This is a genomic window from Parahoeflea alexandrii, from assembly GCF_027214025.1.
Taxonomy (GTDB): Bacteria; Pseudomonadota; Alphaproteobacteria; order Rhizobiales; family Rhizobiaceae; genus Hoeflea; species Hoeflea alexandrii_A.
Map to the genome: position 1 here is coordinate 138,230 of NZ_JAPWHB010000007.1, position 20,457 is coordinate 158,686.

Annotated in this window: 17 protein-coding genes, 2 pseudogenes and 3 riboswitches; of the genes and pseudogenes, 9 read left to right on the forward strand and 10 right to left on the reverse strand. The window is 60.6% G+C overall.

Annotated elements, in window-relative coordinates; translation table 11 throughout:
* The first annotated feature begins 91 nt into the window (after window positions 1–91).
* From O4H62_RS22200 to O4H62_RS22215, 4 genes are read left to right on the forward strand one after another with little or no spacing between them, the layout of a single operon-like run.
* Entirely contained in the window at window positions 92–976 is an 885-nt protein-coding gene (locus O4H62_RS22200) for a fumarylacetoacetate hydrolase family protein (RefSeq protein WP_269391048.1), read from the forward strand.
* Window positions 973–1,923, forward strand: coding sequence for a cupin domain-containing protein (locus O4H62_RS22205; RefSeq protein ID WP_269391049.1), 951 nt, complete (start codon window positions 973–975; stop codon window positions 1,921–1,923). The genes O4H62_RS22200 and O4H62_RS22205 overlap by 4 nt, the downstream gene beginning before the upstream one ends.
* Before the next feature lie 41 nt (window positions 1,924–1,964).
* Window positions 1,965–3,164, forward strand: coding sequence for an FAD-dependent monooxygenase (locus O4H62_RS22210; RefSeq protein ID WP_269391050.1), 1,200 nt, complete (start codon window positions 1,965–1,967; stop codon window positions 3,162–3,164).
* Between the two features lie 21 nt (window positions 3,165–3,185).
* The gene (locus O4H62_RS22215; protein ID WP_269391051.1) at window positions 3,186–4,142 is read left to right on the forward strand and encodes a hydroxymethylglutaryl-CoA lyase; all 957 of its coding nucleotides are present in this window, start codon (window positions 3,186–3,188) and stop codon (window positions 4,140–4,142) included.
* A 150-nt stretch (window positions 4,143–4,292) separates the two neighbouring features.
* Here the strand turns inward: O4H62_RS22215 and O4H62_RS22220 are convergent, their stop codons facing one another.
* Window positions 4,293–4,991, reverse strand: coding sequence for an IS6 family transposase (locus O4H62_RS22220; protein ID WP_269391052.1), 699 nt, complete (start codon window positions 4,989–4,991; stop codon window positions 4,293–4,295).
* Between the two features lie 303 nt (window positions 4,992–5,294).
* Window positions 5,295–5,496: riboswitch (cobalamin riboswitch) on the forward strand.
* Window positions 5,497–5,623: 127 nt separating this feature from the next.
* Between O4H62_RS22220 and O4H62_RS22225 the strand changes: the two genes are divergently transcribed.
* The 3 genes from O4H62_RS22225 (at window position 5,624) to O4H62_RS22235 (ending at window position 10,173) form a co-directional block, all read left to right on the forward strand.
* Complete coding sequence (locus tag O4H62_RS22225) at window positions 5,624–8,431, forward strand: ribonucleoside-diphosphate reductase subunit alpha (protein ID WP_269391148.1); 2,808 nt, start codon at window positions 5,624–5,626, stop codon at window positions 8,429–8,431.
* 10 nt (window positions 8,432–8,441) lie between these two features.
* Window positions 8,442–9,539 carry a ribonucleotide-diphosphate reductase subunit beta gene (locus O4H62_RS22230; RefSeq protein WP_269391053.1) on the forward strand — a complete coding sequence of 366 codons (1,098 nt, stop codon included), beginning with the start codon at window positions 8,442–8,444 and terminating at the stop codon, window positions 9,537–9,539.
* A gap of 17 nt (window positions 9,540–9,556) precedes the next feature.
* Window positions 9,557–9,762, forward strand: a riboswitch (cobalamin riboswitch).
* Between the two features lie 102 nt (window positions 9,763–9,864).
* Window positions 9,865–10,173, forward strand: coding sequence for a hypothetical protein (locus O4H62_RS22235; RefSeq protein WP_269391054.1), 309 nt, complete (start codon window positions 9,865–9,867; stop codon window positions 10,171–10,173).
* A gap of 346 nt (window positions 10,174–10,519) precedes the next feature.
* On the opposite strand, the gene O4H62_RS22240 is transcribed toward O4H62_RS22235, so the two are convergent.
* The 7 genes and pseudogenes from O4H62_RS22240 to O4H62_RS22270 form a co-directional block, all read right to left on the reverse strand.
* Window positions 10,520–11,530, reverse strand: coding sequence for a hybrid-cluster NAD(P)-dependent oxidoreductase (locus O4H62_RS22240; RefSeq protein ID WP_269391055.1), 1,011 nt, complete (start codon window positions 11,528–11,530; stop codon window positions 10,520–10,522).
* 76 nt (window positions 11,531–11,606) lie between these two features.
* Window positions 11,607–12,842: an aromatic ring-hydroxylating oxygenase subunit alpha gene (locus tag O4H62_RS22245; RefSeq protein ID WP_269391056.1), complete on the reverse strand. Its 1,236-nt coding sequence runs from the start codon at window positions 12,840–12,842 to the stop codon at window positions 11,607–11,609.
* 116 nt (window positions 12,843–12,958) lie between these two features.
* Window positions 12,959–13,145, reverse strand: a riboswitch (cobalamin riboswitch).
* Between the two features lie 220 nt (window positions 13,146–13,365).
* Window positions 13,366–13,863: a flavin reductase family protein gene (locus O4H62_RS22250; protein WP_269391057.1), complete on the reverse strand. Its 498-nt coding sequence runs from the start codon at window positions 13,861–13,863 to the stop codon at window positions 13,366–13,368.
* 117 nt (window positions 13,864–13,980) lie between these two features.
* The gene (locus O4H62_RS22255; protein WP_269391058.1) at window positions 13,981–15,024 is read right to left on the reverse strand and encodes a methionine synthase; all 1,044 of its coding nucleotides are present in this window, start codon (window positions 15,022–15,024) and stop codon (window positions 13,981–13,983) included.
* A gap of 29 nt (window positions 15,025–15,053) precedes the next feature.
* Window positions 15,054–16,031: a DUF1852 domain-containing protein gene (locus O4H62_RS22260; protein WP_269391059.1), complete on the reverse strand. Its 978-nt coding sequence runs from the start codon at window positions 16,029–16,031 to the stop codon at window positions 15,054–15,056.
* Between the two features lie 155 nt (window positions 16,032–16,186).
* Window positions 16,187–17,059, reverse strand: a complete 873-nt coding sequence (locus O4H62_RS22265) for a LysR family transcriptional regulator (RefSeq protein ID WP_269391060.1) — start codon at window positions 17,057–17,059, stop codon at window positions 16,187–16,189.
* A 229-nt stretch (window positions 17,060–17,288) separates the two neighbouring features.
* Window positions 17,289–17,785: pseudogene (locus tag O4H62_RS22270) on the reverse strand (DDE-type integrase/transposase/recombinase).
* Window positions 17,786–17,902: 117 nt separating this feature from the next.
* Between O4H62_RS22270 and O4H62_RS22275 the strand changes: the two are divergent.
* Together O4H62_RS22275 and O4H62_RS22280 are read left to right on the forward strand one after the other, a co-directional pair.
* Window positions 17,903–18,184: a hypothetical protein gene (locus O4H62_RS22275; RefSeq protein ID WP_269391152.1), complete on the forward strand. Its 282-nt coding sequence runs from the start codon at window positions 17,903–17,905 to the stop codon at window positions 18,182–18,184.
* Window positions 18,084–18,296 (forward strand): annotated as a pseudogene (locus tag O4H62_RS22280) (IS6 family transposase); the annotation flags it as partial. The gene O4H62_RS22275 and the pseudogene O4H62_RS22280, both read left to right, overlap by 101 nt.
* 63 nt (window positions 18,297–18,359) lie before the next feature.
* Here the strand turns inward: O4H62_RS22280 and O4H62_RS22285 are convergent.
* Together O4H62_RS22285 and O4H62_RS22290 are read right to left on the reverse strand one after the other, a co-directional pair.
* On the reverse strand, window positions 18,360–18,710 hold the full coding sequence (locus tag O4H62_RS22285) for a hydroxyisourate hydrolase (RefSeq protein WP_269391061.1): 351 nt from the start codon (window positions 18,708–18,710) through the stop codon (window positions 18,360–18,362).
* Entirely contained in the window at window positions 18,707–20,437 is a 1,731-nt protein-coding gene (locus O4H62_RS22290) for a thiamine pyrophosphate-binding protein (RefSeq protein WP_269391062.1), read from the reverse strand. The genes O4H62_RS22285 and O4H62_RS22290 overlap by 4 nt, the downstream gene beginning before the upstream one ends.
* Between the last annotated feature and the right edge of the window lie 20 nt (window positions 20,438–20,457).

A 20,457-nucleotide genomic window follows, 5' to 3' on the forward strand; every position in this document is an offset into this window, starting at 1 on the left:
CACGGAATGTGCCGGGGCGTTGACAATAGCCGTGTTTTGTCATATTCCGTTGAGAAGAACAAGGTTCTATCTAACAGAATGAGGGAAGCGCGTGAAACTCGCCCGTTTTGATAAAGACCGCATCGGTGTGGTCGTCGATTCGAATATTTTCGATGTGACGGACGCTGCTGGTGTCGATCCAATGGAATGGCCGCCGGTTGGCGCCACGCGTTTGATCGCAGACTTTGAAAAAATGCGGCCTGCGCTTGAACGCGCGGCTGCGGAAGCTGCGCCGATCCCGCTTTCCCAGGTCATCTTGCGCACGCCTGTGCCTTGGCCGAACAAGGTTGTCGCCTTCCCGGTCAATTATCATGCCCACGGTGCGGAGATGGGTGCGGGATACCGCGCGACCAACCAGGGATTTTTCCTGAAGCCCAACTCTTCGCTATCGGGTGCCGGCGAGCCTGTTGTGCTTCCTGAGACGCCAGGTCGAGAAGTTCACCACGAAAGCGAACTTGCGATTGTTATCGGCAAGACCTGCCGCAACGTCGCCGCCGAAGATTGGCAAGACTATGTCTTTGGGTATTCCTGCCTGCTCGATATGGTCGTTCGTGGTCGTGAAGAGCGTGTGGCGCGCAAGGCATATGACACATTCTGTCCCGTCGGCCCGTGGATCACCACGGCAGACGAGGTGCCGGACCCGTCGAATTTGCGCATGCAGCTCTGGGTCGATGGCGAATTGCGCCAGGACGCCAATACCCGTGATCTTGTCCTGAACATCCCCGGCATGATCGCAATGGCTTCGGCGGTCATGACCCTCTATCCCGGCGACATCATTGCGACAGGAACGCCTGAGGGCGTCGGTCCCGTCAAGCCCGGCCAGACCATTCGCATCACCATTGATCACTGCGGTGAAATGAATGTGCCGGTGATTCAGGGGCAGGGGGGATCAACCGAGATTTTCAAGGATCCATATCAACTGGTGAAAAAGACATGAGCAACTCAGTGAACAGCCCGCAATCGTTGGATGATCTCTACGCCCGGTTTGATGGAATGCACATGGAAGGGGGGTGGCACCGCAAGTTCCCCGCCTTGTGGCCCGAACCCGAGGAGAACTTCCTCCCCCACGCCTGGCATTATGCCGAGGTCCACCCTGTCCTCGACGCGGCGGGTTCCCTGGTCAGCACCGAGTTCGCGGAGCGCCGCAACCTGACCATGCGCAACCCGGCCCAGGGAAACCGCTACGCAACGGTCCGCACGCTGGTTGCGGCCTATCAGATGGTCAAGCCCGGCGAGATCGCGAAATCACACCGACATACGCCGAATGCGCTGCGGCTCATCCTTGATGGCCGCGGCACCAGCACCACGGTGAATGGGAATCGGGTCGAGATGCGTCCCGGCGATGTCTTGTTGACGCCGAACTGGGCGTGGCACGCGCATGAGAACGCCGGGAGCGAAGACTGCTATTGGCTCGATTTTCTCGATGTCCCGATGGTTCATCTGTTGGAACCCATGTTCTTCGAGCGGCACCCTGACGGCCTGGAAAGTCACGTTGAGGATGTCGACAGCTCGCCTGTTGCCTTCCGTTGGGAAGACAGCCTGGCTGGTCTCGAACGCAGCCAAGATGACGCTGGCGGCCTTTGCGCAGCACAAATCGAGCTTGGTGACCCAGCGCTCGAAACGGTGCGCCTGTACATGCAACGCCTTGTGCCGGGGGCCACCCGCACGATGCGAACGACGGCCAACAGCATCTTTGCTGTCGTCGAAGGTCACGGGCAAACCGTGATCGGCGACACTGTTCTGCCCTGGGCGCGCGGCGATGTGATCGCGCTGCCTGCGTGGCGCGCTTATCGACACGAGGCCGAGACAGACTCTGTCTTGTTGCGTGTGACCGACAAACCCGTGTTCGAGAAACTGGGCTGGTTGCGCGAAGAAATCGCCTGACTGCCTTCCTGCCCACCTGTCTCACAGACAAAGGTTCAGCCATGTCTCATTCTCCTCCCATTCTGATCGCCGGTAGCGGCATTGGCGGAGCCTCGGCCGCTTTGGCGCTGTTGAAAAAAGGCTTCGATGTCGAGGTCTATGAACAAGCCCTCGAATTGACCGAAGTCGGCGCCGGTGTGCAAATCAGCCCCAATGGCGCCCGCTCTCTGGACGCACTCGGCGTGTTTCAGGAGCTCAATGCCCTTTCGTGCAAGCCGGAGAAAAAGCAGTTCCGACTGTGGAACACCGGCCGCTCGTGGCCAATGTTTGATCTCGGCGACGCCGCGATGACGAGCTACGGTTACCCCTATTTGACCGTGTACCGCCCCGACCTCTTGAACGTTTTGGTCGATGGTGTGCGTGCGCTCAAACCCGATGCCGTGCATCTGGGAAAACGCGCGACCGGCTTTTCGCAAGATGCCGATGGAGTGACGCTCACGCTTGAAGACGGCTCGACGGCGCGCGGGGCCGCGCTTATCGGAGCGGACGGCGTGCGCTCCCGTATCCGCGAGCAAATGTGGGGTGGGGCGAAACCCGCATTTTCGGGCATGATCACGTGGCGCGCCGTCATCCCTATGGAGCGTCTTCCCGAAAGACTGCGGGCGATGGTCGGAAATACTTGGATCGGACCGGGCGGCCATGTGGTCACCTATCCGCTGCGCGGGGCGAGACTGCTCAATTTCGTGGCCACGATTGAACGACAGGACTGGCGCGAAGAGGGCTGGAACATCCCAGGAACGCCCGAAGAGTGTGCCAGAGATTTTGCCGGGTGGCACGCGGATATCCACGAGATCATCAGCTGTGCTCCGAGCCTGCTGAAATGGGCCTTGATGGGACGCGATCCCATGCCCGCCTGGACAAAGGAACGTGTCACGCTTCTGGGCGACGCCTGCCACCCGACACTGCCCTTTCTCGCCCAGGGTGCGGTCATGTCGATCGAGGATGGGGTTGTCATGGCTCGCTGCGTCGAAGCCGAAAACGGCGATCTTCCCGCCGCGTTCAAGCGCTACGAGGCGGCACGAATCGATCGCACCCGCCGCATGGTGCTTGGTGCGCGCGACAACACCGACCGGTTCCACTCCAGCGAGTTGGGCACCGAAGAAGGAGCACAGGTCTATTTGGAACGTGAGTGGGGGCGTGCCCCGATTCAGGAGCGCTATCACTGGCTCTATCAGTATCAGTCCGACACGGTCGCGATCTGAGCCCGCATTGAGGAGACACCCGTGTCCGACTTGCCGAAGTCCGTTTACCTGAACGAAGAAGGCCCGCGCGAGGGATTTCAGATCGAAGCGGCGACGATCCCGACCGCTCGTAAGATCGAGCTGGTCAACCGCCTCGCGCAGACCGGGTTGCGCCACATTCAAGTGGCCTCGTTCGTGAACCCGCGTGCGGTGCCGGGCATGGCCGATGCCGATGCCGTCGTGCAGGGATTTCAACCGGTCCCGGATGTGCATTTCACCGCGCTTTGGCTGAACGAGAGGGGCTTTCAGCGCGCGCTTGCGCATGCTGACCGTTTGACACTAAATGGATCGCTGAACCTGTACGCCTCGGACGCGTTCCTGATGCGGAATCAAAACCGCGTTCCAGAGCAGCAGCGTGCAGCGCAGCATGAGCTTATCGCCATGTATCAGCAAGCTGGCGTCAAAGTGAAACGCGGCTTCATTACGGCTGCCTTTGGCTGCAACTTCGAGGGTGACATTCCCGTCAGGCGGGTCGTTCAGCATGTTGGTGACTTGCTGGCAATCGCCGATGAGCACGGCGAAACGATCGATCACATGGGGTTGGGTGACACGATGGCCTGGGCCACCCCGGAAAGTATCAAGCGTGTTGTCGGCGGCATTCGCGAAGCGCATCCCGATCTGGAGCTCTTGTTGCATTTGCATGATACGCGCGGCTTGGGAATCGCGAACGCCTATGCCGGTTTGGAAATGGGTGTGCGGATGTTTGACACGGCCGTCGCGGGCCTCGGCGGCTGCCCGTTTGCTGGGCATTCCGGGGCCGCGGGGAATGTGTGTACCGAGGACCTTGTTTTCATGTGCGAAGAAATGGGAATCGAGACCGGCGTCGACCTGGACGCTCTCATTGATTGTGCTGTGCTGGCAGAGTCCATTGTGGGCCACGCCTTGCCTGGCTCAGTTCTGCGTGGTGGTGGTCTGCGAAAGTATCGGCAACAACAATAGCTGACGCTTGGAGCCTTGGTCTTGCGGCGGCTCTGGGTCAGCAGGTCGAGAATGAAGCCATCCTGGGGGCGGAGCAAGAGCCGTTCCCAGCGAAAGGCTCTGTCGCAAACCGTAATTTTTGGTCACGAAGGGAGGCGTCATTGCTGGCTGTCAAGCGGCCAGAATTTCGAATTGGTTAGCGATTGAAAGACGAGGATTATAGACAAACCTCGCCTGTCGCTTTCGCATCATGTGGACCAATTCGATGCCGTCGAGAATGATCCGGGCACTTGCCATCGACTTGAAGCCGAGCATAGAGCGGACCCGGCGTTTGGTGCGCCGATGATCCTGCTCTATCCGGTTATTGAGATACTTGCTCTTGAAGATGCGAATTGGTTTCGCTGAACGTCGCGTCATGTCGCGGAGACGGTCTTCAAGATCGCAGGAAACAATTGCCTCGTGATTTGTCTGGCTGCCGTCGACGGTGATGCGATCCGAGCGGCCATGGCGTGCAAACGCCTTTCGAAGAAAACGCTTTGCAGCCGACAGATCACGATGTTCGCTGAAGAAGAACTCGACCGTATCGCCAACACTGTCGATGGCACGGTAGAGATACATCCATTGGCCGCGCACCTTGATGTAAGTCTCGTCGAGATTCCACTTGCCAGCAACGACACGTTTGCGTTGGTGGAAACAATCCAGCAACTGCGGCGAAAAGTGTATAATCCAGCGGTGCACAGTCGAATGATCAACGCTCAGACCGCGTTCGGCCATCATCTCTTCGAGATCACGCAGGCTGAGATCGGAGGCAAGATACCAGCGTACGCACAGCAAGATGACCGACTGGTCGAAATGGCGGCCTTTGAACATTGAGAGCTCCCGGAAATATCGAGAGATCATTATCGGTCGCCGGTTAGCAAGAGTTTGCGACAGATCCGTCCAACTCTCTTCTCTTTCGGTCTTTGGCATTTCCAGCCCGAAAGCTCCGCCTTCGGGACAGCACGGAACCGATCTCCCCAGGAAAACATTCATCGCTGTGTCCGCGGCCGAAGAGCCATTCAAACGTTGTATCAGCGGCGCTCTACGCTCTCCCTGCCGGGCGCGATCCTCAACTGGAGTGGTATGCAAAGTTCAAGAACGTTCCACAAGCTGTTGACACCGGGCCACCTCTTCCAGCCATATCTTGTGTGTGGTTCCGGCGATTCGCGTCGTCGGCTAAGACGGGAATTCGGTGAGCGCTAAGCAAAGCCGGAGCTGCCCCCGCAACTGTAAGCGAAGAGCCCGTGTCCAATGACGCCACTGGGAGCAATCCCGGGAAGGCTGGACAGGGCGATGACCCGCGAGCCAGGAGACCTGCCACGCACTGAAGACGACCACGGGCGGGGTGCCCCGGGGGATCGCTCCGCTGAGCCGTGCGTGCGCGGCTGACAGCATGCGACCGCCTGGCCTTTGCCCCTTTTCAACAAAGGGGAGACTACATGTCGCAGACCATTTCGCCGGATATGCCGGCAAATTTACAGCATAACCGCCCACTCCCGGCTTCGACTGAGGCTGGTGCGGCGTATCGCGTTATCCGGCGGGAAGGGAATGTCACGCCGTTCGATCCCGGCAAGATCAACGTTGCCATGGGCAAGGCCTTTCTAGCCGTTGAAGGACAGGATGCAAAAACATCGACCCGCATCCACGAGATTACCGAGGACCTGACGATTGAGGTCGTCGGCGCATTGACCCGACGTGCCACCGAGGGGGTCGCGTTCCACATCGAGGATATCCAGGATCAGGTGGAATTGGCCCTGATGCGTGGCGGCCATCACAAGGTTGCCCGTGCCTATGTTCTGTATCGCGAGCAGCACAGCCAGGAGCGTGCAGCGGCACTGGAGGCACAATCGGCGAAAGCTGCAAAGCTTGCCATCAACGTCACCATGCCTGACGGCAAGAGGCAACCGCTTGATGAAGGCCGCCTTGCCGCGGTGGTCGCCGAAGCCGTTGACGGCCTGACCGACCTGGACGGCGGAAAAATCCTGATGGAAATCCACCGCAGCCTTTATGATGGCATAACCGAAGGCGAGTTGGAGCTTGCAGCGGTTCTGGCAGCGCGCTCCCTCGTCGAACAGGAGCCTGATTACTCACGTGCGACCGCGCGGCTGCTGCTCGACAAGCTGCGTCGCGAGGCGCTGAGCCACGTCTTCGGCGAGCCGCGCCAGTGCACTCAGAGTGAAATGACTGAAACCTATCCGGCCTATTTCCGGGCCTACCTTAAGACAGGCATTGCGACCGACCGCATCAGCTCTGAACTCGCCGAGTTCGATCTGGAGCGCATCGCCGCCGCGTTGAAGCCCGAACGCGATCTCGCCTTCCAGTATCTAGGCCTGCAGACACTTTATGACCGCTACTTCCTGCATGAAGGTGGCGTTCGCTTCGAATTGCCGCAGGCCTTCTTCATGCGCGTGGCAATGGGATTGGCGATCCGCGAAGATGATCGCGAGGCACGCGCCATCGAGTTCTACAGCCTAATCTCCTCGTTTGACTTCATGTGCTCGACTCCAACTTTGTTTAACGCCGGCACTAACCGGCCGCAGCTTTCATCCTGCTTCCTGACGACGATTTCCGACGACCTCGACGGCATCTTCAAGGGCGTGAAGGACAATGCGTTGCTGGCAAAATACTCCGGCGGGCTCGGCAACGACTGGACGCCTGTGCGCGGACTTGGGGCGCATATCAAGGGCACCAACGGCAAGAGCCAGGGCATCGTGCCGTTCCTCAAGGTTGCGAACGATACGGCGATCGCCGTCAACCAGGGCGGCAAGCGCAAGGGCGCGGTCTGTGCCTATCTCGAGACTTGGCATGTCGACATCGAGGAGTTTCTCGAGCTGAGAAAGAACACCGGCGACGACCGCCGCCGCACCCATGACATGAACACCGCCAACTGGGTGCCTGATCTGTTCATGCAACGTGTTGAGGCTGACGCTGAATGGACGCTCTTTTCGCCGGACGAGACGCCGGATTTGCACGATCTCTACGGGACGGAATTCAAGACGGCCTACGAAGCCTATGAGGAGAAGGCGCGCGCCGGACTGCTCAGGGTTTCAAAGCGAGTACGCGCGGTGGATCTGTGGCGGCGCATGCTGACCATGCTGTTCGAGACTGGCCATCCGTGGATCACCTTCAAGGATCCGTGCAATATTCGCTCGCCGCAGCGCCACGCCGGTGTCGTGCATTCGTCCAACCTATGCACTGAAATCACACTCAACACATCGAAAGACGAGGTTGCCGTGTGCAATCTCGGATCCGTCAATCTGGCTGCGCACGTCACCGAAACCGGCCTCGATCATGACAAGCTTGCTGGTACAGTGAAGACAGCGATGCGCATGCTCGACAATGTCATCGACATCAATTTCTACACTATTCCGGAAGCGCGTAACGCCAATCTGCGGCACCGTCCGGTCGGGCTCGGCCTGATGGGCTTCCAGGACGCGTTGCAGACCTTGCGCCTGCCTTATACCTCAAAAGAGGCGATCGCCTTTGCCGACGAGAGCATGGAAGCGATCAGCTATCACGCCATCGCGGCCAGTTCCGACCTCGCCGCCGAACGCGGCCGCTACGGGAGCTTCGAGGGATCGCTGTGGAGCCAGGGCACCCTGCCGATCGATTCCGTCAAGCTGCTGGGCGACGCCCGCGGTGTCGAGTTCGATACGTCGTCGCGGTTCGACTGGGTCGGTCTGCGTGAAACTGTGAAACGCCAAGGGATGCGCAATTCCAACACGATGGCGATCGCACCGACCGCGACTATCTCGAACATCTGCGGTGTCAGTCAGTCGATCGAGCCGGCCTACCAGAACCTCTATGTCAAATCGAACATGTCGGGCGATTTCACGGTGGTGAATGCCCGCCTCGTGCATGACCTCAAGGCACGCGGTCTGTGGGACCAGGTGATGATCTCCGACCTGAAATACTTCGATGGTTCGCTCGGCCCGATCGACCGGATTCCGTCCGATCTGAAGGCGCTTTACGCCACCGCCTTCGAGATCGACTGGTCGTGGCTGATCTCAGCTGCCGCTCGCCGGCAGAAATGGATCGACCAGGCGCAATCGCTCAATCTTTACGTGGCACACCCCTCTGGGCGGACGCTCGACGCGCTCTACCGCGCGGCATGGGCAAGCGGTCTGAAAACGACCTATTACCTGCGCTCCTCCTCGGCCACCCATGTCGAGAAATCCACGCTGAAAACCACCGACGGCAAGCTCAATGCGGTCAGCGCGGGACCTTCCGCCTGTTCGATTGACGATCCGGATTGCGAAGCCTGCCAGTAAGGAAACAACAATGCCAAACCTCGAAAAGAACACTGCAACCGCCGAACCGCCAGCCGACACGACGGGTCTCGGAGAGATCGAGCGTGGCGGTGCCCGCGTCACCGTGGACGAGAAGCGGATGATCAACGCCCGAGCCGACGTCAACCAGCTGTTGCCGCTGAAATACAAGTGGGCATGGGAGAAATATCTCGCCGCCTGCAACAATCACTGGATGCCGACGGAAGTCTCCATGCAGGCCGACATCGCTCTGTGGAAATCGCCGGATGGGCTGACCCCAGACGAGCGGCGCATGGTCATGCGCAATCTTGGCTTCTTCGCAGCTTCCGAGAGCCTCGTTGCGAATAACATCGTGCTGGCGATCTATCGCCACATCACCAATCCCGAATGCCGTCAGTATCTGCTGCGACAGGCCTTCGAGGAGGCGGTGCACACGCACACCTTCCAGTACATCGTCGAAAGTCTCGGCCTCGATGAGGGCGAATTGTTCAACATGTATCGCGAAGTGCCGTCTATCACCGACAAGGCGGCCTGGGCGCTGAATCATACGCAGATGCTGGAAAACGCAGATTTCCGCACCGGCACACCGGAAACCGACCGCGAGTTCCTACGCGACCTCGTCGCCTTCTACGTCGTCTTCGAGGGGATGTGGTTCTACACCGGCTTCGCGCAAATCCTGTCGCTCGGCCGGCGCAACAAGATGGTCGGTATCGCCGAGCAATACCAGTACATCTTGCGCGATGAATCGATCCACCTGAATTTCGGCATCGACGTCATCAACCAGATCAAAGCCGAAAACCCGCATCTCTGGTCTAAGGCCTTCCAGGAGGAGGTGCGTACCATGCTGCGTGACGCCGCCGAACTGGAGGCAGCCTACGGGCGCGAGACGATTCCGCGCGGCATGCTCGGCCTGACGGCGGAGCTATGCGAGCAATACATGCGCTTCATCGCCAACCGGCGCTGCGCCCAACTTGGCCTTGCGCCTGTTTATGAACCGACGGAGAACCCGTTCCCATGGATGAGCGAGACGATGGATCTGAAAAAGGAGAAGAACTTCTTCGAGACCCGCGTCATCGAATATCAGAACGGAGGCGCCTTGAGCTGGGATTGACCCGCCGATAAAAACCCTGGACTATCCACCACGATGGTTTCCGGATCGCGGCGACGCGGACCGGATGAAAAGGGAACACGGTGCGGGCTTGCCCAATTCCGTGACTGCCCCCGCAACTGTAAGCGGCGAGCGAACCCGGACGATCCACTGGCCGAGAGGCCGGGAAGGACCGGGCGAGCGGCGACCCGCAAGTCAGGAGACCTGCCATCGAACATCAACTCGAACCGGGCGGGGTGCCCCGGAAAGGACGTGAGCATGGCAGACCGGCTTGAACGCCTGACATCGCTACCTGTTCCGCGGCCCCGCATGTTGCGCGGAGGGCGCCATGAATTTTGGTATCGATCTCACACTTCATCAGTTGCAATCCCGGGCTAGCTCGCCGGAACGGGCGAAGGAATATGGCCAGCTCGGCTACATGCAGTGGCTCGGCAGCCTGCCGGCGGATGGGTGCTACCGCATGGCGGCAGTGCGCGCCTATGCGACGGCCAAGCCGATCATGCGGACCGACCCGGCCGTGGCGGAATTCTGCCGGCTTCTGATCGTTTCCCTGGAAAAGCCGCTGGCGCCGCTTGATCTCGCCTTGCCGAAGCCGAGGCGGCGCGGCGGAGCCCGGGAACGGCGAATGTCGCTTTAACAGCCGCGCGGTTCAGGCCGGGCGCACTGGCCGCCCTGTGCAGGTCCGTCGTCGCACCGAGCCGGGCTCCCCAAAGCTGGAGCACAGCAAGTAGCGCGATGGCGGCGGCGCACAAGATGCCCTGTTAGATTGTGAATGCCGCAATAAAGGGGTGGCCGCGCTCAACGCCATGATGTCGAACCGCCTGGACGGCGCGCCCAATGGGGACGCCGACCAGGCGGCGGCAAACGCCGAAAGACCCGTCAGGGTGCCCCGGCCAGTGCCGCCAAGCGCGTCGCACTGGCGAGCACCAGGTTGAACAGGAAACCCTGTGCAGTGGGACAACCGGTGTCTAAAAGAAACGTCATCAGATATCGATTTCCACCGTGCCGACCGGGTTGGAGCAGCAGGCGAGGATATAGCCCTCCTCGATGTCCTCTTCCGAGATGCCGCCATTGTGCACCATCAGCACTTCACCGGCCTGCTTCTTCACCTTGCAGGTCCCGCACAGCCCGAAGGTGCATCCCGACGGGATGTTAAGGCCTGCTGCCTTGGCGGCGGCCAGCACGGTGTCGGTTTCGGCGCATTCGATCTCGACGTCCGAAGCGGAGAACCTGATCCGGGCGACTGCGCCCGCGTCTGGCATTTCGATCTCCGGCGGGCGGGCCTCGGCCTCTGTCATTGCCGGTGCCTGGAAACTTTCCTGGTGATAGCGGTCCATGTCGAAGCCAAGATTGGCGAGATACTCGCTGACCGCGCGCATGAAAGGCTCCGGGCCGCAGCAGAAGACCTCACGGTCCAGATAATCGGGCGCCATCAGACCGAGCATGAGTTGGTTGAACATGCCCTCGTAGCCGGTCCATGCCTTGAATTCATCCGGTTGCTCGACGACGAATTTGAGCTTTATGCCCGGCACCCGGCTCGCCATGTGATCAAGCCGTTCGCGGAAGATGATTTCCGACGGACGGCGCGCGCAATTTATGAAGACGATGTCGGAGGCGGCGCCGAGATCGAAGAACCAGGTCGTCATCGACATCATCGGCGTGACGCCCGAACCGGCCGAGATGAACAGGTATTTGTCCGATGGATGGTTCTGGAAGCTGAACACGCCGGCGGGACCGAACGCCTTGAGCTTCATGCCAGGGCGCAGATTGTCGAGCATCCAGCGCGAGCCGATGCTGCCCGGCTGCGCCTTGATCGTGATCGAGATCGATACCGGTCGCGATGGCGACGAGGAGATCGTGTAGGTGCGGTGCAGCGGGCCGTCCGGCAGCGGCAGCTCGAGCGTCAGGAACTGTCCCGGCGCGTAGTCGAACCACGCACCCGAAGGAGCCCGGAAGCAGAAAGTGGCCGTGTTCGGAGTTTCCGGAATGACCATGACGCATTCCAACAACTCGTCGTCCCGCCAGGGCGCGTGGCCTTGTGGGCCGGGTGTGTGATGGATCGTCACCGCGCTACTCCGCCGCCACGGCTTCGGCCGGCTGCAGCCGCAGCAAGGTCCTGTCGCAATACCAGTCGACGAACTGGATGACGCCGTCCTCGTGCAGTTGCGAGTAGGGCCCCGGCTCGTAGGCGGGCGAGTTGATGCCTGCCTGGTTGTCCTCGACCACCTGCCTGTCCTCGTCATTGGTGGCGAGCCAGACCTCGGTCAACCGCTTGAGGTCGTAATCGACACCCTCGACCGCGTCTTTGCGCACGATCCATTTGGTCGTGACCTCGGTGGTGGTCGGGCTCAGCGGCAGCACCCGGAAAACGACAGCGTGGTCGCCGAGGAAATGGTTCCAGCTGTTCGGATAGTGGAAGAAGAGAAGGGAGCCGGCGTCGAAGAACGGCATCCGGCCGAGCGGCTTCGCACAGCCCCGCTTCGAGTCCATCGTGTAGCTTTCGGCGTTGTTCAGCAGCGGCACGCGCGCCAACCGCCATTGCGACGTCGGATGGATGAGGAAGCGTGACGGAAGGCCGGCCGCCTCGCAGCGCTGCCAATGCCGTTCGACTTCGTCGTCGACTACCCCATCGCGCGGAGCCGTGATCGTCGGTTTGTCAGAGAATGTCCGGCACAGGCTCGGATGATTGCCGCCGCAATGATAGCACTCGCGATTGTTCTCGATCACCAGCTTCCAGTTGCCGTTTTCAATGATGGTGCTCTCGAAGGCGACCTTGCCGCCATTGAGATCATGAGGAGCGAGATAGCGGCCGAGTTCGTCGCCAAGCGGCTCGAAGTCGGGCGCCTCGGCGGCGACGCAGACGAACACCAAGCCGCCCGCCTCGCGGCAATGCACCGGCTTCAGCCCGTGCGCCGCCGCGTCGAAGTCGGCACCCATGTCGCGGGCATAGAGCAACCTCCCGTCGAGCTCGAAGGTCCATTGGTGATAGGGGCAGACGAGTTTCGGCGCCGAGCCTTTGACCGCCGAACAGATGCGCTGGCCGCGATGACGGCACACATTGTGGAAGGCGCGGATCGCGCCATCGCCGCCGCGGACGATCAGCACCGGATAGGCGCCGATCTTCATCGTGACATAGCTTCCGGTCTTCGGGACCTCGCAGGCCGGGATGGCGAACAGCCATTCGCGATAGAACAGGTTCTCGAGATCCATCTCGTAGATGTCGGGATCGGTGTAGAAGGGGCGCGGCAGGCTGTAGCCTTCCCGTCTTCCATACAACATGGCCAGTGCATCGGCATTGCTCGGCATCGCAAGACACTCCAAAATCCGCGCGCGGCGGGACCGGATCTTACGGATGACAAACGGGACCGTTCGCGGACCGGCCGCCAGCGCCTGTCCACGACTCGCCCCCACCGCCACCCGCGGTTTGACGTCGCCTGAAGGCTGGTTTCCGGGCTCGGGATTCACGGAGCGCGACGCCTTCTCGGACGCTGGTGTCCAATGGCAATTGCCGCGCTCTATTCCCTTACCGTTGCGGGGGCAGCGCCGGTTTTTCACCGGCTTCCCAATTCTCCCGCCTTGTGGGCGGGCACCTTCGGCTTGATTTCAAGCTAGCCGATTTCCCGGGCGGCACAGCCGGAAAATGCGTCATGGGCGGTTCCCATTCCGACATCGGAGGCCTGCAAGTCGCTTTGTGACAACGACGAGGATGCGGACGCCTTGCGAGCGGGAGACCAACCCTGCACAATCGTGTTGTTTCTGGATCCGAACGCGAAGCGACAGAAGAGAGGGCACCAGAAGATTCCCGGCTCTACAACGCTTCGGTGTCGCTTCAGAGATGCGCGGCAAGGCTGCCAAACTGTCCCCGATGATACAGAAGTGGCCTTGCGTCCGGGGCGTAGTCCAGATGCCTGACCTGTCCCAGGAAAAGGACATGATCCCCCGCCTCGACCTCGCGGGCGACATCGGCCACCAGAAGGGCTGCAGCGCTGCGCAGGGTGGGCAAACCATGGCGGTCCTGGAACAGGTTCGTCAGTGTATCGTCAGGCCGTCCGGCGAAATGCATGGCATGGGGGCGCATATCCTGAGTGAGTATATTCACCGCAAAACGGCATGATTTCCGGATCTTGCCCAGCATCCTGGATCGGCGGTCCAGCGAGATGGAGATCAAGGGCGGATCGAGCGACACCGACATGAATGCACTGACCGTCATGCCGTGATCGCCTTCGCTTGTGCGGGTGGTGATGACCGTGACGCCGGTGGCGAACCGGCCGCAGCAGTCGCGCAGGGCGCGCGGGTCGATATGCTCGAGAACTGCTGTGTCGGGCATGGGGTCGTCTTCCGTCAAATGGTGATTCTGGTGCAGACCAGGGCCGGTCCACGGTCAGGGGTCCCTTGGCAGTATTGGCGAGGCGCAGAATGCGCTCGCTGCACTATGCGCCAGACCCTACTCCGCAGCGAGCGGGGTCGAGAGTTCTCTGCGGATGATCTCGGCACCTGCGCTCAGGGCGTTGAGCTTGCCTCTGGCGACCGCGCGTGAAAGCGGCGCCATGCCGCAGTTGGTGCAGGGATAGAGCTTGTCCGCATCCACGAACCGAAGCGCCTTGCGCAAGGTGTCGGCGACCTCCTCCGGCGTTTCGATGGTGTTGCTTGCCACGTCGATGGCGCCGACCATCACCTTCTTGCCGCGCAGGAGTTCGATCAGGTCGATCGGGACATGCGAGTTGTGGCATTCCAGCGAAACCAGATCGATATTGGAGGCCTGAAGTCTGGGGAAGGTTCGTTCGTACTGACGCCATTCCGATCCCAGGGTCTTTTTCCAGTCGGTATTGGCCTTGATGCCGTAGCCATAGCAGATATGAACGGCCGTCTCGCAATTGAGCCCTTCGATCGCCCTTTCCAGGGTGGCAACGCCCCAATCATTCACCTCGTCGAAGAACACGTTGAAGGCAGGTTCGTCGAACTGGATGATGTCCACGCCGGCGGCTTCGAGCTCGCGGGCCTCCTGATTGAGGATGGTGGCGAACTCCCAGGCGAGTTTCTCGCGACTGCGATAGTGGGCGTCATAGAGCGTATCGATCATGGTCATCGGCCCCGGCAGCGCCCATTTGATCGGGCTGTCGGTCTGCGCGCGCAAGAATTTTGCATCCTCCACGAAGACCGGCTTGTCGCGGGAGACTGGTCCCACAACGGTAGGGACACTTGCATCGTAGCGGTCACGGATCTTTACGGTTTCGCGCTTTTCAAAATCGACGCCGGTCAGATACTCGATAAAGGTGGTGACGAAATGCTGGCGGGTCTGTTCACCGTCAGAGACGATGTCGATCCCGGCGCGCTGCTGCTCGGAAAGGGTGACGCGCAACGCGTCCTGCTTGCCCTCGACCAACGCTTCACCCTCAAGCTTCCAGGGCGACCAGAGCTTTTCGGGCTCGGCGAGCCAGGAAGGTTTGGGAAGGCTGCCGGCAGTCGATGTGGGAAGTAATCTGGTCATTGAGTTTACCTTGTATTTCTTGAGGCAGATCAGGCGGCGAACCGGGCGGACCATGCGTCCAGAACGGCCCGATGCGGCTTGATGAAGTGGTCTTCGGCAAATTTGCCTTGTTCAACGGCCAGTTGGCTGCGCTCTTGCCGATCGTAGACGATCCGGGTCAGCGAATGATCCTGATGTTCCAGGCTCGGCCGATAGCATTCGCCCGCGGCGGAATTGGCGTTGTAGATCTCGGGCCGGTAGATTTTCTGGAATGTCTCCATCGTGGCGATGGTCCCGATCAGCTCCAGATTCGAGTAGTCATTGAGCAGATCCCCGAAGAAGTAAAAGGCCAGCGGCGCCGCGCTCTCCGGGGGCATGAAGTAGCGGACCCGCAGCCCCATTTTCCGGAAATACTGCTCGGTCAGGGAGCTTTCGTTCGGCTGGTATTCGAAGCCCAGAACCGGGTGGCGATTGGCTGTTTGCCGATAGATCTTGTTGTGGGAGACGCTCAGGCAGATCACCGGCAGCTTGCCGAACCGCGCGGTGTAGGCGTCGGAGGACACGAAGCTCTTGAACAGCTTGCCGTGCAGATCGCCGAAGTCGTCGGGAATGCCGAAGCCGGTCTGACCCCTGTTGTATTCCGGCAGCCGCACGCTGAAGTCGTAGTCCCGCACATAGGAAGAGAAGTTGTTCCCGACGAGCCCTTCGATGCGCGCATCGGCCTTGCGGTCGAGGATCGTCGTCTTCAACACCTCGATGGCCGGAAAGGCGTTGCCCGAACCATCGATATCCAGATCGACGGAAACGATGTCCAGTTCAACACCGTAACGATCGCCATCGGGATTGTCCCACAGCGCAAGGCTGTTGAAACGGTTGTCGATCATCCGCAGCGCATTGCGCAGATTCTGCTTTCGATTCTCCCCGCGCGCAAGGTTGGCGAAATTGGTGGTGAGCCGGGTGCCGTCGGCGGGCCTGTAATCTTCGTCGAACCGAATGCTTTTGATCGAAAAGGTGAAGTCCGGGGTCATTTGAGGTCGTGTCCTGGCTGAGGGGCAATGCTTGCTGTATGCCCGAGCCAGAGCATGAATAAAAATGACTTCTCCTCAGAAAGGCATGACACTGAGTCATGCGAAGGGCGCTGTAGTCAAACACTGAAAGGGTGGATCCGGCCGAAGGTAGCCCTTCAGATCTGAACGGTCTCGGCCAGCCGTATGAAGCCTTCCAGATAGCTGGCAGCCATGCCTTCGCGATGGCCCAGATGAATGGACTTGGCGATCCCCTCGCCAATCCGTACGCTCTTCACCCCCTTGGCCCCGCGTAACAGCCAGTCGGGGGTCGCACTGACGGCGCGGCCCGACGCCACCAGCCGCAACATCAGATCGGTCGTCTCCACGGTGCGGTGACGGCGCGGCAAGGCATTCGCAGGGACAAGGAATCGGGTGTAGATATCCAGCCTTTCGCGGGCGACGGGATAGGTGATCAGGATCTCGCTTGCCAGATCCTCGGGCACGACCCGCGACTTTTGCGCCAAGGGGTGGGTTTCGGCCACAGCCAGAACCAGTTCGTAATCAAAGACAGGCTTGTATGTGAGCCCCGGACGTTCGATCGGATCGGGAGTGACGAGAATGTCGATTTCATGGCCCAGGAGCGCAGTCAGGCCGCCGAACTGGAAGGCCGTGGTCACATCCAGCTCGACATCGGGCCATTCCGCCAGAAACGGGTCGACCACCCGCATGAGCCAGTCCTGGCAGGGATGACACTCCATCCCCACCCGGATGGCGCCGCGCCGGCCGCGCGCATAATCCTCCAGCACCGTCGCGCCATGCTCAAGCTGTGGCAGCACCCGATGCGCCAGCCCCAAGAGATACTCTCCCGTAAGCGTCAGGCGCAGCTTGTGCCCCTCGCGCTCCCAGAGCTTGACGTCATGACGCGCCTCGAACCGCCGGATCGCATGACTGACCGCCGATTGTGTCAGGCAGAGCTTGTCGGCGGCCTGGGTCAGGCTGCCGGTCCGGTCAATCTCGCGCAGGATGGCCAAAGGTTGGATATCGATCATTGAGCATGAGTCCTTGTCATGTATCTTCGGCGTAATCCTAATCCACATCATGATCAACCGTGGCTGCGATACTTCCGAGGGCCGCTTCGGCTATCCCCGCACCTGCAGCGCGCGATCATTCGGTTGGGCCATTTCGAGGAAGATGATTTCTGCGAAGAGGAATAGGCACACGGGCATCGTAAACTTGACGGCAACGAGGGCAGACAATGCCGCCGGCCTATTTCGCCGGTCATGCTCGGACGGTTTTCGCCCACGGGTTCATCGCCGCTGAACGCAATTCGCAATAATGCTTGGAGGGATGTTGTGGCGCGGGATGTGGAACAGGTTGGCATTGGGTCATGGATGGAGACAAAACGCTGTAGATGTCGCTGTGACTTGCAGCGTTTCATGATCCTCACTCACGGCGATCGTCCCTGGCATTTCGGCGGCTTTGAACGAGAACCTCCAAGACTAAACCGTCCTGATCACCTGCGCGCCACGGCCAATGCTTCTTGCCACGGATTGAAACAACGGCTTTATCCAGATGTCACTTGTCCCCAAGCCGGCCGGATGATCGACGCCGGATGTCGTTGGCAAAGGTGCAGCCGAATTTCTCCGCCCACATCCGGACGGTTTGGTGCGAGACAATGATCCCGCGGGCAGCAAGCCCTCGACCATTCGCAGGCTGAGAGTGAACCGGAAACAGAGCCACACGGCGTGGGCAATGTTCGACCTTGACCCCGTCACAGCCCGAGGCGGCCAGTGCCAGGTCGAGGGTGTCAGTGAAGTCGTCCACTTTTACGCTGGTGCATGGCTTCCCCCTCTCATCGTTTGCATTGCAAACGACTGCCGGGCAATGGGACGATGATGTATCGCGAGGCGATCGGCATGGTCAATCTTGTTGTGGGACGCCGTGAACTCGGAGCCGCGACCCTGGCTGAGGCGGCGGCCGCGCCGCCCTTCGCGCTGCGACTGCTGAAGCGGTCGCTGAATCGAACCTTCGATGTGCGGGGCATGCGGTCGGCGCTGGAGGCGGATTTCGGCGATGCAGACACCAGATGTCAGGTTCAATCGCCGCCGTTTTCCGCCGCAAATCGTTGCTCACGCAGTTTGGCTTTACCCGCGGTTCAATCCGAGCCTGCGTGAGGTTGAGGAAATGCTGCTTGAGCGTGGGATCGACGTTTCCCATGTGACGGTCCGTCGCTGGATCGCCAATTTCGGCCCCCAGATTGCACGCAACCTGCGACGACGGCAGGCTTGACCCGACGATGTTTGGTCTCTGGACGAGGTCTTCGTGAAAATTCTTGGCCCGGGCCGTGTGTCACGAAGACCACCAGCCAGAAAAGCTGTTGGGGGAGAGCATTACCGGCAGGTGGTAGTGTCCTGATCGCTCGGGGAGGGTAATCCGCACGGCAACCTCGTCAACAATTTGCGGGCCGCTGCGAGGGATGTTTCTACCCTCCCAGAATGCGCGACTACGGATGACAAGTTCAAGCGCGCCATCGTCGGCTATGGCCTCTGTCGGGATCTCGGCCTGAAGTCGCCCTCCCGCGTCGGTCACGCCCGAGAACAGCAATGTGCCATCACAACGATTGCAGAGGGAAAGCCCGACACCGGCGGCATGTGTGCCGTCGGTGCCATTCAGGACATGGGTGGTGAATTTGAGCGTCATTCGATCGAAGCCTTGTCGCGTTTGTCGGATGTGGCGGCGATGATCGGGCTGATCACGCCTCGGGTTTTCACGTTGATGCAGGCGGGTTTGCCACTTGCCATGCCGCGGCGCACTGCACCGGCGATGTCCTCACGCCGCGTGACCAGCTCACCATAGCCGCCCAGCCCCTCCACCATCTTGTGAAAGGGGATGTCGCGGAAGTCGGTAGCAACATGGACGCCATTGGCAAACAGCCGCTCCTGCTGCTGGCTGATCGCGTCGAGCCCCTCGTTGTTGTCAATCACCACCGTGATCGGCAGCCCCTCCTGAAAACAGGCTTCGATCGAAAGCCCGCCCGCCAGGAATGCACCGTCGCCCGAGATCAGCACCACATTCGTGACCGGATCAAGCCGCTTGGCCGACATGGCAAAGGGCACGCCGCAGCCCAGCATCGAGTTGATTCCGGGGTTGAGCATCCCTTTGAGCCGCCCACCGTGCCAGCCATGCATGTTCACGGCTATCTCCGTCCAGAAATGGGTGTTGCCTCCGTCGAAGACGAGCCAGTCATCCGCCCCCATGGCTTTCTGCACCTCAAGTGAAAGATGAAGGGGATGCACCTTGCGACCCTCGGCAGCATCTTTCTCGGCTTCGGCGGCCAGATCGGCCTCCCACCGGGCAACCCACTCGCCCCGGCGTGCACGCTGCTGGTCGAACCACGCCCCCCAGCTGCGCCCGAGCCCTGCCAGTGACTCGCAGAAGGCACCGGGATCGCTCAGCAGCAGCATGTCGGCCGAGCGGTTGAATTCCAGTTCTTCATGACTGCCGTTCACGCAGATCACCCGCGTCGAGGCCGGCAGGAAGGGCGGGTTGCCAAAATTCATCGTGTTGTCGAGCCGCGCGCCGATCATCAGCACCAGGTCGCTTTCCATGATCGCCGGTTTGGAGGGCGGATACTGGTGAAAATCGGCCAAACCCATCCAGGGTTCGGCGTCCTCGCCCATCAGTTTGCGATGGCCCGGCTGGCCGAAAACAGGCAGGCGCAGATTGCGCGCCACGCTCTCCAGTTGCGCCTCGGCTCCCGCCCACCATACGGAATGGCCGGCAATGATAACCGGCCGCTCGGCGGCGCGCAGCGCCCCGAGTACAGGCTCAAGTGCGTCGGGCGCGGGCCAGGCGCGAGCCGTGGCGCGCGTGCCACGATTGAACGGGCGCTCTTCCAGCCCCGCATCCTCGGCGAAAGAGGAGAACATGATATCGACCGGAATGCTCAGGTGCACAGCCCCGGGATAACCCGAGGTTGCCATCGTCCAGGCCCGGTCGACATACTCACGGATCCGAGCGCCATCGCGCACCCGCACCGAGTATTTGACAAGCGGCGCGGCGATGGCCACGTCGTCAATCTCCTTGAAGCCGCCCGCATTTTCTCGCTTTAGCGTCGAGGAGGAGGTGATGAAGAGGATCGGGCTGCGCTCGCCCAGTGCTTCCATCATGGCAGGGACGGTATTGGCGAAACCTTCGGGTCCGACGAAGCAGACGGCAGGCTTGCGGGTAAGCCGCGTATGACCATCCGCCAGGTGTCCGGCCACCTGTTCATGCGGTGTGTTCACCACCGGGATCTGGCATTCCATCATCCCTTCGAGCGCGGGGTTGCAGAAGCCTCCCGCCAGCGTAAAGATGTGCTCGATCCCCTTTTCCTTGAGCGCGCGCGCCAGGATCGCGCCGCCGCGAAGGCGTTGTATCTCGTTCATTTCGGTCTGTCCTTCTTCGG